16 protein-coding genes are annotated in these 12,258 nt (G+C 56.6%); 12 read left to right on the top strand and 4 right to left on the bottom strand.

Features of this window, described 5'->3' with window-relative positions; all coding sequences use genetic code 11:
- The first annotated feature begins 44 nt into the window (after positions 1-44).
- Positions 45-335, top strand: coding sequence for a DUF1244 domain-containing protein (locus tag ABNS66_RS02790; RefSeq protein ID WP_286695034.1), 291 nt, complete (start codon positions 45-47; stop codon positions 333-335).
- A gap of 7 nt (positions 336-342) precedes the next feature.
- On the opposite strand, the gene ABNS66_RS02785 is transcribed toward ABNS66_RS02790, so the two are convergent.
- Positions 343-744 carry a hypothetical protein gene (locus tag ABNS66_RS02785; RefSeq protein WP_286837675.1) on the bottom strand — a complete coding sequence of 134 codons (402 nt, stop codon included), beginning with the start codon at positions 742-744 and terminating at the stop codon, positions 343-345.
- A gap of 138 nt (positions 745-882) precedes the next feature.
- On the opposite strand from ABNS66_RS02785, the gene dinB reads away from it, so the two are divergent.
- The gene (dinB, locus tag ABNS66_RS02780; RefSeq protein WP_286837740.1) at positions 883-1,947 is read left to right on the top strand and encodes a DNA polymerase IV; all 1,065 of its coding nucleotides are present in this window, start codon (positions 883-885) and stop codon (positions 1,945-1,947) included.
- Positions 1,948-1,994: 47 nt separating this feature from the next.
- Here the strand turns inward: dinB and ABNS66_RS02775 are convergent, their stop codons facing one another.
- The 3 genes from ABNS66_RS02775 to flgA form a co-directional block, all read right to left on the bottom strand.
- Positions 1,995-2,387, bottom strand: a complete 393-nt coding sequence (locus ABNS66_RS02775) for a flagellar export chaperone FlgN (RefSeq protein ID WP_286837677.1) — start codon at positions 2,385-2,387, stop codon at positions 1,995-1,997.
- Positions 2,384-2,689 (bottom strand): flagellar biosynthesis anti-sigma factor FlgM, encoded by a 306-nt coding sequence (flgM, locus tag ABNS66_RS02770; protein ID WP_286694801.1) that lies wholly within the window; start codon positions 2,687-2,689, stop codon positions 2,384-2,386. Before flgM ends, ABNS66_RS02775 begins: the two co-directional genes overlap by 4 nt.
- A gap of 80 nt (positions 2,690-2,769) precedes the next feature.
- A complete protein-coding gene (gene flgA / locus ABNS66_RS02765; protein WP_286837679.1) occupies positions 2,770-3,465 on the bottom strand; it encodes a flagellar basal body P-ring formation chaperone FlgA in 696 nt (231 codons plus the stop codon).
- A gap of 328 nt (positions 3,466-3,793) precedes the next feature.
- Between flgA and flgB the strand changes: the two genes are divergently transcribed.
- The 10 genes from flgB to flgK are packed head-to-tail and all read left to right on the top strand — an operon-like array spanning position 3,794 to position 12,252.
- Positions 3,794-4,198 (top strand): flagellar basal body rod protein FlgB, encoded by a 405-nt coding sequence (gene flgB / locus ABNS66_RS02760; protein WP_204996955.1) that lies wholly within the window; start codon positions 3,794-3,796, stop codon positions 4,196-4,198.
- Between the two features lie 3 nt (positions 4,199-4,201).
- Entirely contained in the window at positions 4,202-4,603 is a 402-nt protein-coding gene (gene flgC, locus ABNS66_RS02755; protein ID WP_286694804.1) for a flagellar basal body rod protein FlgC, read from the top strand.
- Between the two features lie 7 nt (positions 4,604-4,610).
- Entirely contained in the window at positions 4,611-5,279 is a 669-nt protein-coding gene (locus ABNS66_RS02750; RefSeq protein WP_286694805.1) for a flagellar hook assembly protein FlgD, read from the top strand.
- Between the two features lie 55 nt (positions 5,280-5,334).
- Complete coding sequence (flgE, locus tag ABNS66_RS02745) at positions 5,335-6,552, top strand: flagellar hook protein FlgE (protein ID WP_286694806.1); 1,218 nt, start codon at positions 5,335-5,337, stop codon at positions 6,550-6,552.
- A gap of 30 nt (positions 6,553-6,582) precedes the next feature.
- Positions 6,583-7,323 (top strand): flagellar basal body rod protein FlgF, encoded by a 741-nt coding sequence (locus ABNS66_RS02740; RefSeq protein WP_027872890.1) that lies wholly within the window; start codon positions 6,583-6,585, stop codon positions 7,321-7,323.
- Positions 7,324-7,335: 12 nt separating this feature from the next.
- Entirely contained in the window at positions 7,336-8,121 is a 786-nt protein-coding gene (flgG, locus tag ABNS66_RS02735; protein WP_027872889.1) for a flagellar basal-body rod protein FlgG, read from the top strand.
- Positions 8,122-8,133: 12 nt separating this feature from the next.
- Positions 8,134-8,817 carry a flagellar basal body L-ring protein FlgH gene (gene flgH, locus ABNS66_RS02730; protein ID WP_286837680.1) on the top strand — a complete coding sequence of 228 codons (684 nt, stop codon included), beginning with the start codon at positions 8,134-8,136 and terminating at the stop codon, positions 8,815-8,817.
- An 11-nt stretch (positions 8,818-8,828) separates the two neighbouring features.
- Positions 8,829-9,947, top strand: a complete 1,119-nt coding sequence (locus ABNS66_RS02725; RefSeq protein WP_286694808.1) for a flagellar basal body P-ring protein FlgI — start codon at positions 8,829-8,831, stop codon at positions 9,945-9,947.
- Positions 9,948-10,364, top strand: coding sequence for a rod-binding protein (locus ABNS66_RS02720; RefSeq protein WP_286694809.1), 417 nt, complete (start codon positions 9,948-9,950; stop codon positions 10,362-10,364).
- Between the two features lies 1 nt (position 10,365).
- Positions 10,366-12,252, top strand: a complete 1,887-nt coding sequence (gene flgK / locus ABNS66_RS02715; RefSeq protein WP_286837682.1) for a flagellar hook-associated protein FlgK — start codon at positions 10,366-10,368, stop codon at positions 12,250-12,252.
- Positions 12,253-12,258 lie beyond the last annotated feature (6 nt).

Below are 12,258 nucleotides of genomic sequence, written 5' to 3'. Positions count from 1 at the left end.
TCCTGATAATGAACAGAGTAATGCAGCGAATGAGTGAACAAATTATGAACAAGTCACAGAGCGATGCGATAGAGGCAGCGGTTTTTCGCCGCTTGCTCGAGCATTTGGACGGCCGCAAAGATGTGCAAAATATCGACTTAATGAACCTGGCGGGTTTTTGCCGTAACTGTTTGTCGAAGTGGTATGCGGCTGCAGCCGAAGAGCAGGGCATAGAGGTGGATTACGACGCGGCGCGCGAAAGAGTCTATGGCATGCCGTATTCGCAATGGAAATCGAAATACCAAAAAGAAGCCAGCCCCGAAGCGCTGGCAGCGTTTAATAAAGAGCAGAAGTAGCAGCGCCCTAGAGGCCCCCATTGGGGATAAAGCGATTGCGGCTATTTGCGCGAATCCAGCGCAGTGTCTCAACAGATAGCTTTTCACCGCGTTTGCGCAACACTTTGTTGATCCAAATGGCGGGGGATTCTGCGCCAGCTTCCCAGCCGCTAATCCGTTCTTCGGCAACAGTGAAGAAGCGAATGAGTGCCTGTAGCTCAGCGTTGTCGAAATCGGCCACAGCGAGTTGCCAGGGCGCAGCGGGTAGTCGCATGACGGCGCTATAGCGCTGCTGCTCCTCCTCAGTGAACGGCGAGGGGAGTGTTGCCAGGGACGCGTCATCGCTCAGTGCTATACAGCGCTCGAGAAAGTCTCGATCAATGGTGATAGCGGCTTTTTCAGAGTCCGGGGTCCAACTGCCAATACTCATTGCTACGGCATTCCTTTTTAATTCAACGTGGGTGGTGTGGCGCACAGTATACCTCACTACCATGAGTGACAAGCGCTAGCTGCTCGCGTAAAGTCTGTATGTTTGTACAGTATTTGGCTTAAGCGGGTTTTCTGCGCCATGGTGTCGGTGCTCAACACGAGAAAGATCATTCATTGCGACTGCGATTGTTTTTACGCTTCGGTGGAGATGCGTGATGACCCGCGTTTGCGCGGTAGGCCGATTGCCATTGGTGGCAAGGCCAGTCGGCGCGGCGTGATCGCTACCTGCAACTATGAGGCGCGCGCCTATGGTGTGCACTCGGCAATGCCGACCGCAACCGCATTGCAGCGTTGCCCGCAGCTGATTTTGGTCCCGCCGAATATGGATAAGTACCGCCATGTTGCTGCGCAGATTCGTGAAATATTTAGTCGCTACAGCGAGCTGATCGAGCCGTTGTCCCTGGATGAGGCCTACCTGGATGTCAGCGAGTCGCCGCATTTTCAGGGCAGCGCCAGCCGCATTGCCGAAGCGATCCGGCAAGCGGTTGCTCGCGAAGTGGGAATTACTATTTCCGCGGGCGTTGCACCGAATAAATTTTTGGCGAAGATTGCCAGCGACTGGCAAAAACCTGACGGGCTTACGGTGATACGGCCCGATCAGGTCGATGACTTTGTTCGTGCGCTGCCAGTAACCAAGATTCACGGCGTCGGCAAAGTGATGGCGACGAAGTTGGCGGCACTGGGCATCGAAAACTGCGAGCAGCTGCAAGGGTGGAGCGAGCTGGCCTTAGTGGAGCGTTTTGGTCGCTTTGGGCGGCAGTTATATGGTTATGCGCGCGGTGTGGATGCGCGGCCGGTAAAGGCCGAAAGGCAGCGCAAATCGTTGAGCGTTGAGCGCACGTTTGCCGAGGATCTGTCGCCAGGGGAGGCCGCGGATGCAGCGCTTGCCCAACTCATAGACGAACTACAGCGGCGTTTGCAGCCACATAGTAAACAGGCTATCGCGGGCGCGTTTGTTAAGTTGAAGAGCAGGGAATTTAAGGTAACGACCATCGAATTGCGCCAGGAAGGCAAGCTTGACCCCGCCTGCCTGCCTCCGCTGATGATACAGGCCTGGGCGCGATTGCATTGCCCGGTTCGCTTGATTGGTGTGGGTGTTCGTTTCGCCGCGCCGGTAGAGCAACAGCAGCTCAGCCTTTTCTAGCGACGGCGGGCGCCGGCGCGGTGCTGATAAGATTGCGTTGTTTGTATTCAGGCTTCGCCAAGGCGTCTGCTGTAGGCTGACGCGCCTGTTTGGCCATCGGCGCCATAGGTGCGCAGGGCGGGGCTGCCCAGCCCGAGGATGTGCATGGCCTGTTCATTGTAATCTTGCTGTCGACTAAGCAGGCTGCCGATACGCTCATTCAGGTCGCGACAGCGGCGCAGGCTCTGAGTCACCTCTGCAGACATCGCCCGCTCTGGCTGCTGCTGTTGGCGCAGGCGCTCGAGCGTCTCTAATTGCTGGCAGCAATCCATTTTTTGTTCTGCAAGCTCGCGCAGGCGGTCGGCGTCGCCGTGGTCGCGCAGCACCGCCAACTCTTCGTTTAACAGCGCTTCAAAGCGCTGGCTATGGGCCAGTAACTGTTGCTCGGTATCGGTCATCATGCGCTAGGATCTGTCAGTCGTTCCAGATCGACAAAGGCCTTTGCCACCTGTTCGCTGTCGACGGTGAACTCACCGTTGCGAATTGCGGTTTTAATCGCCTCCACTTTTTGACGGTCGATACCGTCGCTGCCGGCAATTGCGGTTCGAGCGCGATCAACCAGGCTGCTATCAGCAGCTGGTGTGCTTGCCGATTCGAGCGGCGAAGTGGCACCGGCATCCGCGGCGTTGGTCGCGTTTGAAGACGGGTTACTGTCGAGCCTTCTTGGCTGGCCGAGTGGGCCGCCATTAATTCGATCGACCATGATAATTCCTCATTACATTGGCGTTGATGGTATGCCTTATGACAGTTAACGGCAGCTATCGATAAAACTTTAGCTTTTTTTTATTCGATTCGTACCGTATTACCACTAATGACAATACCTTCTAACTGTTTGCCTGAACTGATATTTTCCACCCGTATTCGAGCACCCTTCGCCGCGTCTTGCAGGGCACGGCCCTTCATGCTGACGTTAATGGCAGTACTGCGGCTAATGAGCTTGAGCTCTTGTCCTCTCTTTATCATCGCTGGGGCCTCCAGCATATTCGCGGTGATAACCGCGCCCTGGGGAATACTGCGTCGGCTGAGCATTCCCTGACCTCCAAGGCCCTTTTGGTATCCGTATGACAGACTCGATACATCGCGCTCTGTCCAAGTGATATCCGCTTCAGTCACTCGCTGGCCGGCAGCGATAGGGTGCTTGCTCACCATGACCTTAGTGAATGCCGCGATCGTTACCGGCAGGTACACCTTCCATGCCTTAACACCTTCGCAGCGCACGCCCACCGTCGTGCGCCGCCGGATGCTCGCGCCGGGCGGCAAAAAGGCCTGTAGTCGCTGACTACATTTTGCCAGACGGGTGCGCGGGTCGAGTTCGCCCACGGTGATACGGGTGTTCTCGTTTTGCCAGGGGTGGCGTTTGGCAATGAACTGGCTGGCAGTAGCACTAATACGCTGCGCTGACTCCACGCCAGCGCTTGCCAGAGTGCTCGGGCAGACGCTGCTCAGAAGAGCAATGGTGATTGCTACGCGCCAGATCATGACACCTTATTCCCTCACTACTAATTTGCGGCGCCAAGTTTTTGTCGGCGCGGCGGCTTTATGAGGTGAGCAGCAATTGCTATGCCAGTTTTGCGAAATAGAGTGAGTGTTAGAAGGCGTGACAAAGACTTGCCGCTCGCCGGTGAAACTGGCGGCAAGGGCTTGCCGAAAAACCGACGGTTTGTTGGCGTCGGTTTTATAACATATTGAAAAATATAGGAATAAAAAAGTGGCACGCGCTTTGCGTCGGACATGTCGAACGCCAAAGGCTTTGCGCCCTTATCCAGTGTATCGGCAGCGCAGCCCATAACTTTAGCGAGACAGATTTATGGCGATTAATTTTGATAAGGCACTCGGTATACACCAGCAGGCACTGCTGCTTCGCCAGCAGCGTACCGAACTGCTGGCCGCCAATATAGCCAATGCTGACACGCCCGGCTACAAGGCACGCGATATCGACTTTAAACAAGCACTGGGCCAGGCAGCGCAGGGCCAGCAGTTATCGCTCAGTCGCAGCAATGCGGCGCATATTACCGAAGCGGTCGCTCCAGCGGCGGGGCAGGCGCCGGTGATGTACCGCATGCCTCAGCAGCCTTCAGTCGACGGCAATACGGTGGAGAGCCATGTGGAGCAAGCGGCATTTGCCGATAACAGCATGCGCTATCAGGCCACTATGAGTTTTCTGAGTAGTAAGTTCTCTGGAATTAAATCGATTCTTCAGGGAGGTCAATAAGCGATGGCGAATCCCCTTGATATTGCCGCTGCGGCGATGAACGCGCAAATGCTGCGTTTGAATACCACCGCCAGCAATATGGCAAATGCGGATACGGTGGCCAGCAGTGAACAGGCTGCCTACCGCGCAAAACAGCCGGTTTTTGCCACCGTGCTGGACCGCCAGCAGGGCGTCGCCGGTGTCGAGGTTGTGGGTATTAGCGAGAGCAATGCTCCTGTTCCCAAGCGTTATGAGCCGGGCCACCCGATGGCGGACGAGCAGGGCTATGTCTACGGCTCCAATGTGAACACCGTTGATGAAATGGCCAATATGCTGTCCGCCTCCCGTTCATACCAGAACAACGCCGAGGTGTTTTCCACGGTGAAGACCCTGACCCTGCGGGCCTTGCAGCTCGGTAAACAGTAGGAACTGAATGATGGAATTGCGAACGCTTGAACAATTGCAGCAGCAGAGTGCGGCGAGTACGGCAAAAAAAGAAGCCTCCTCGCTGGGCCAAGACGACTTCATGAAACTGATGCTGCAGCAGCTTAAGAATCAAGACCCGTTTAAACCCACCGACAACACGGAATTTATCAGCCAGATGGCGCAGCTAACGTCGGTGAGCGGCATCAGCGAAATGAATGACAACCTGGCTGCACTGACGAGTTCGCTGTACGGCGGTCAATTGCTGGATGCGTCCTCGCTGATCGGTAAAGAGGTGCTGGTTGGCAGTGATGTTGTCGCCCTGCCATCAGAGGGCGCGGTAAGCGGTCAGGTAACACTGCCGGTGAGCACGCAAGCGGTCGATGTCGAGATTTTGGCGCCCTCGGGTGAGGTGCTGGGCAAGGTGGCGTTAGGACCGCAGGCGGCGGGACCGGTGTCGTTTCGTTGGGATGGTAGCGGCCTGGACGGCGAGCGCTTGCCCGCAGGCAATTATGTAATTCGCGCGCAATACCTGAACGGCAACAGTGTAGAGGCCTTGCAAACGGATATTCGCAGCCCCGTACGCAGCGTGAGTTTGCCCAGTGGTGGCGGTAGCCCCACGGTGCAAATTGATGGTGTCGGTACGGTCTCGATGTCGCAAATAAAGGAAATTAGCTAGGCGCTTCGGCGCATTCATTGATCAATTCGCGAGTGATCGCAGCAGGAGTATAACTATGAGCTTTCGTATTGCATTGAGTGGACTGAACGCAGCGTCATCGCACCTGGACGTCACCGCTCACAACATTGCCAACGTTAACACCACTGGCTTTAAAAGTTCCCGCACATCCTTTGCCGATGTGTATGCAACATCCAATAACGATGTAACCAAAACCACGCCCGGCGCAGGTGTTCGTTTGAATACCATTGTTCAGCAGTTTTCGCAGGGCAACATCGACTTCACCGACAACAACCTGGACCTTGCCATTAGTGGCGAAGGCTTCTTTACCATGAAGGGCTCAAGTGGCGTGACCTACACGCGCGCTGGCGCCTTCAGTGTCGACCGGGAAGGCTTTGTGGTGAACAACAATAACGACCGTTTGCAGGTGTATCCGGCAACCACCAATGGCGACTTTGCCACCGGTTCGCTGTCTGATTTGCAACTGCAGGTCACCGAGAACGCGCCGCGAGCATCGACACGCGCTGATATCGGCGTGAACCTGCCCGGCGATGCGCCAGTGCCGACCTCGACGCCTTTCGATCCAACGGTAGCGTCGAGCTATAACCACGCCACGTCGATGACCGTCTACGACTCGTTGGGTACCCTGCACACGGCAACGCTGTACTTTGTGAAAGACCCCGCGGCAAACACCTGGCAGCAAAATGTCTATATCGACGACAACCCGGTGAGCCTGGGCAATACGCTGTCATTTGATAATACCGGTACCTTGCAAAGCCCCGCTTCGGGCATTGTGACTGTGCCTTCCTACGACCCCAACAACGGCGCGGCAGCGATCGACCTCTCGCTGGATTTCACCTCATCAACGCAGTACGGCAATGAGTTTGGTGTGAACAGCTTGCAGCAGGACGGCTTCACCACAGGGCGATTGACCGGTATCGAAGTGGCGAGCAACGGCGTCGTGTCTGCGCGCTTTACCAACGGCCAGTCATCCCAGTTGGGTAAGGTCGCATTGGCGGGTTTCTCTAATCCCAATGGTTTGCAACAACAGGGTGACACGGCCTGGGCGGAAACCTTCTCTTCCGGTAGTCCGCGTGTGGGTGAGCCGGGTAGCTCTAACTTTGGTCTGCTGCAGGCGGGTGCATTGGAGAGCTCCAATGTCGATCTTACTGAGCAATTGGTGGAAATGATCACCGCGCAGCGTAACTTCCAGGCGAACACCCAGATGATCCAGACATCTGACGCCGTTACTCAGGCGATTATTAATATCCGCTAAGGCGGGTATTCATCGCTTTAGGAGGCAGGTATGGACCGGCTACTTTATCTCGGCATGACCGCGGCCAAACACACGGAAATGGCGCAGGCCAGCAATGCCAATAATCTGGCAAATGCCAGCACTGCGGGCTTTCGCGCGGACTTCCATGCGCTGATGTCAAAGCCGGTAGAGGGAGCGGGCCATCAAACACGCGTCAACTCGGTGGTGGAGTCACGCCTGAGCGACTTCAGTGAAGGCACCCTGATGACCACCGGTCGCGATCTGGATGTCGCGATTCGAGGACAGGGCTGGTTTGTCGTGCAGGACGCCCAGGGTGAGGAGGCACTGAGCCGCCGTGGCGATCTTCACCTGACGGCCGATGGCATGCTGATCAATGGCGCCGGACAGCCCGTCATGGGCGATGGCGGACCGCTGGCGGTGCCTGAACACGACAGTTTGACGATTGGCAGCGACGGCACGGTGTCGATAGTGCCACTGGGTCTTGGGCCGGAGTCATTAGTAACCGTCGATCGCATTCGTTTGGTCAGCGCCGAACCTGAGCAGTTGCGCAAGGGCGAGGACGGTTTGATTCGAACGCTCGATGGCACCACGCCAGCCGCCGATGCCAGTGTTCGCGTTTCGCCGGGTACCTTGGAAGGTTCGAACGTGAATACCGTTGAGGCAATGGTCAATATGATCGAACTGGCCCGGCGTTTTGAAATGCAGGTGAAGGTGATGAATACCGCAAATACGGTATCCGAAGCCGGTGCGCGCCTGATGAGAATGGAATAAGAGGATAGGTATATGAATTCATCATTGTGGGTAGCCAAAACCGGTCTCGATGCGCAGAACACGCGCATGCAGGTGGTTAGTAACAACCTGGCGAACGCCAATACCACTGGGTTCAAGCGCGACCGCGCGTCTTTTGAAGATCTGCTCTATCAAAACTACCGTCAGGTGGGCGGGCAATCTTCCCAGCAAACTCGTCTGCCCAGCGGTATGCAGGTCGGTACCGGGGTTCGAGTGGTGTCGACTGAGAAAATCTTTAACCAAGGCACCATGACGCAAACCAATAACAACCTGGATTTAGCGGTCAATGGCAACGGCTTTTTTCAGGTGCGGATGCCAGACGGCAGCCTGTCTTACACCCGCGATGGTTCATTCCAATTGGACGACCAAGGGCAGATCGTTACTAACAGCGGCTACATCGTTGAGCCGGGTATTACAGTGCCTGCCAATACGCGCAGCATTACCGTCGGCACCGATGGGGTTGTCAGCGCGATGATCGCCGGTGACTCCGCGCCGGTGCAATTGGGCAGCATACAGTTGGCAGACTTTATCAATCCGGCTGGCTTAGAAGCGCGCGGTGAAAACCTGTATCTGGAGTCGGCTTCCAGCGGCGCGCCGCAAACTGGCACGCCCGGCCTGAGCGGTTTGGGCACACTGGCGCAAGGGGCGCTGGAAGGCTCCAATGTGAATGTGGTGGAAGAGCTGGTGAATATGATCGAGACCCAGCGCGCTTACGAGATGAACTCCAAAGCGATTTCCACCAGCGACCAAATGATGCAGTACGTGAATAACAACCTGTAAGTGGGCGACGCCATGAACCTATCACGCTACTTCCGCCTTTTTCTGCTCGCTACTGTGGCTTTACTCACGGCCTGCGCCCAAGCACCAGAGCGCGACGAACAGGTGTGGGAGTCACAGTTGCCGGAGCAGCAATACAGCAACAGCGAAAATCCCGGTTCGATCTATCAGGCGGGCTATGGCATGAGCCTGTTTTTGGATCGCCGCGCCCGGCAGGTAGGCGATGTCATCACCGTTATTTTGTCCGAGAAGACAGACGCGAGTAAGCAGTCCAACACGGCGACGGCTAAAGAGAGCAATATCTCGGTACCTACTGTGACGCTACTCGGCAGAGGCGTGACTCATAACGGCACGCCAGTGCTGTCGACGGGTGTGTCCAGCGACCAGGACTTTGCCGGGCAGGGCAGCAGCAGCCAGAGCAACAGTCTGACCGGTAGTATCACTGTTACCGTGTCACAGGTGTTGCGCAATGGCAGTCTGCGAGTGCGCGGTGAGAAGTGGGTAACCATCAACCAGGGCGACGAGTTTATCCGTATTCAGGGCATTGTTCGCCCGGAAGACATCGCTGCCGACAATTCGGTGCCCTCGTTCAAAGTTGCCGACGCACGCATTACTTACAGCGGCAAAGGGGCGCTGGCCGATGCCAATTCCATGGGCTGGCTGGGGCGTCTGTTCCAGTCAGTACTGTCACCATTTTGAGGGTGAGAACGATGAACAACCACCGCCCATCTCTATTTCCACGCCTGCTGGCAGTCGTACTTTTTATGCTGGCCATACCCGCCTCAGCCGACCGCGTGAAAGACCTGGTCAATGTGGCGGGTGTGCGTGAAAACCAACTCGTCGGCTACGGCTTGGTGGTGGGATTAAGCGGCACCGGAGACCAGACCAGTCAGGCGCCGTTTACAATACAAAGCATTCGCAATATGTTGACCGGCTTTGGCGTTCGCGTTCCCGACAACGTGAACCCGCAGCTGAAAAATGTCGCGGCGGTAACCATTCACGCCAATCTTCCTGCCTTTGCCAAGCCGGGACAGACCATCGATGTGACGGTGTCGTCGATCGGCAACGCCGCCAGCCTGCGTGGGGGCAGTTTGCTGATGGCACCGATGATGGGCGCCGACGGTCAGGTGTATGCCGTCGCCCAGGGCAGCTTATTGGTCAGTGGGCTAGGCGTTGAAGGTAATGACGGCTCCCGCGTGACGGTGAATATCCCCAGCGCTGGCCGCATCCCTAACGGCGCGATTGTCGAGCGGCCTGCGCCGAGCCAAATGGCCAGCAATGGTGAGGTCATGCTGAATTTAAAAACGCCGGACTTCACCACTGCGCGTCGCCTGTCGGAGAAAATTAATGAGTTTTTTGGTGCCGGCACGGCCAGTGCAATGGATTCGGCGACGGTCAAAGTACTCGGCCCCTCCAGTGCTGACCGCCGCGTGACATTTATCTCCATGCTTGAGGAGCTTGAGGTCGATCCCGCCGAAGCCCGTGCCCGCGTGGTGGTTAATTCCCGCACCGGTACCATCGTGATTGGTGGCAATGTACGGGTGATGCCCACGGCGGTGACGCATGGCTCACTCACCGTGTCGGTGACCGAGCGGGTCGATATCAGTCAGCCCAATGCCTTTGCCGATGGCCAAACCGTTGCGGCCGGGCGCTCCAGTATTGATGTTGCAGAAAGCGGCTCGCGAATGTTTTTACTCGATGCCGGCGTCACCCTGGAAGAAATTGTTAAGGCGATCAATCAGGTCGGCGCGGCTCCCGGCGACTTGGTGGCGATTCTCGAAGCACTGAATCAGGCTGGCGCGCTGCGCGCCGAGTTGCTGGTGATTTAAATGGATATTTCAAAGGCGGGTAATTACCACGACTTCTCTGGCCTGGCTGCGCTGCGCAGTGAGGCGCAAGCCGACAGTGAACAGGCAATTGCGCCAGTGGCTCGCCAGTTTGAAGCGCTGTTTTTGCAAATGATGCTAAAAAGCATGCGCGACGCCGTACCCGAGGGTGGGCTCTTCGACAGTAATGGCGGTGAGCTGTACCAGGAAATGCACGACAAACAGCTTTCCGTCACGCTCTCAGAGCAGGGCGGCATTGGTTTAGCCGATGCCATTGCACAGCAGCTCAGTGGCCATGGCGTCGCCCCTGGCGCCGCGTTAACGGAGCAGGGCGCGCAACTTCGTCAGCAGCTGTTAACAAAAGCCGCTCAAGTGTCGCCGCTAACGGCCGATAACTTGGCAGTGAAACGAGGAATTTAACATGGCAGATATGTTGGGTAATGCGCTATCTGCTCTGGTGTCATATCAGCGGGCGCTGGCGACCACTAGCCACAATATCGCCAACGCCGACACAGAGGGCTATAGCCGCCAGCGGGTCGACTTTGCGACACGAATCCCCCAGCAAATGGGCGACCTGTCCATTGGCTCTGGGGTGAAGTTGAGCGATGTGCGCCGCGTGTACGATGAGTTCGCCAACTTGCAAATGCGCAATGCCAGCGGTTCATTTAGCCAGCTCGATAACTTCTACCAATTGGCAACGCAACTGGACAACAGTCTGTCCGACCCGGAGCTGGGGATCAGCGCCGCGCTATCGCGCTTTTATGACAGCGTGCAGAATCTCGCTGACGACCCGGCCTCAATTCCCTCGCGGCAATTATTGTTGTCTGAAGCTGAGAGCCTCGGTGGTCGATTCGCTGAATTCTCGGCGCAACTGGAGGGGTTGAGCAAGGAGGTCAATGCGCGCATTCAGAGCGATGTGAACGATATTAATGACCTCGCTCAGGAGTTGGCCGATATCAACGGTTTGGTTGTCGAAGCGCAAGGAAAGTTTGGCGCCGCGCCCAATGACCTGCTCGACCAGCGCGATTTGGCCTTGCAGCGCCTGAATGATCTCGTTTCCATCAAGACAGTGGAGCAGGATGACGGCGCCACCAATGTGTTCATTGGCAACGGCCAATCGTTGGTGCTCGGCGAAGAGTCCCGGGCAATGACCACTACTCGCAGCCCTTTCGGTTCAGATCGGCTAGAGCTGGCGATGGCATCGAGTCCACAGTCGCCGATCAGTGAGGTGCTTTCAGGTGGCAGTCTCGGCGCGTCGCTGAGCTTTCGAGACGGCTTACTCGATACCACGAAAAATGAATTGGGGCGCATTGCGACAGCGCTAACAACCTCGCTCAATCAGCAAAATGGTCAGGGGCTGGATCTGGATGGCAACCTGGGCGCGGATATCTTTAATACGTTGAGTCCGTCGGCAATCGCGGCCACCGGTAATGCGAGTAGCGCCCAACTCTCGGCAACGATTGAAGACATCTCAGCCTTAGACGGCCGAAATCTGCTGGTGCAATTTGACGGGGCTGCCTGGTCGTTTCGCAACGCGGCCAATGGCCAACAAATTTCAGCCTGGAGTGGCAGTGGCACGGCCGCCGATCCCTTTCTGATTGATGGCGTGTCGCTGACCTTGGACGCCCCAGCGGCGGCTGGGGATCGCTTTTTGGTGACGCCGACCGCCGATGCCGCCGCGCAGGTATCGGTGATAATGAGTAACCCGGCGCAGCTAGCGGCTGCGGCGCCAACGCGCAGCGGCGCTGACGGCGCCAATACCGGCGCAGCGCAAATTACCGAAACGCGTATTGTTGATGCCAGCGATCCAAACTTGTCGGCCAGCGTTGCCATTGAGTTTTTGGATGCGAATACCTACCAAATTAATGGCAGCGGCAGTTTTAGTTACAGCCCCGGTGCAGAGATTGTCGTCAACGGCAATGCCGTGGCGATTACCGGTAGCCCCATTGCCGGTGATCGTTTTTACATTGAGGCCAACAGCGGGGCGAGTGGCGATAACCGAAATATGCTCGCCATGGCTGCTGTGGAAGACAGCAAGCTGTTAGATGGCGGCGCCAGCAGTGTACAAAACGCGGTGAGCGGCTTGGTTGGTGATATTGCGGTGGCCACGCGCAGCGCGGAGCTGAACCGAGACTCACAAGAAAACCTGCTTCGTCAGACCCGTGAAAATGTCGAAGCCATCTCCGGCGTCAATCTCGATGAGGAGGCGGCCAATTTGTTGAAATATCAGCAGGCTTATCAGGCGGCTGCTCAGGCAACGAGTATCGCCAATCAATTATTCCAGAGCTTGATTAGCTCGTTTCGCTAGTGGGGG

Source organism: uncultured Spongiibacter sp. (genome assembly GCF_964011655.1).
In the GTDB taxonomy this organism is placed as follows: Bacteria; Pseudomonadota; Gammaproteobacteria; order Pseudomonadales; family Spongiibacteraceae; genus Spongiibacter; species Spongiibacter marinus.
The sequence above is the reverse complement of the archived record's forward strand: the minus strand, read 5'-3'. Positions and strand labels throughout refer to the sequence as shown.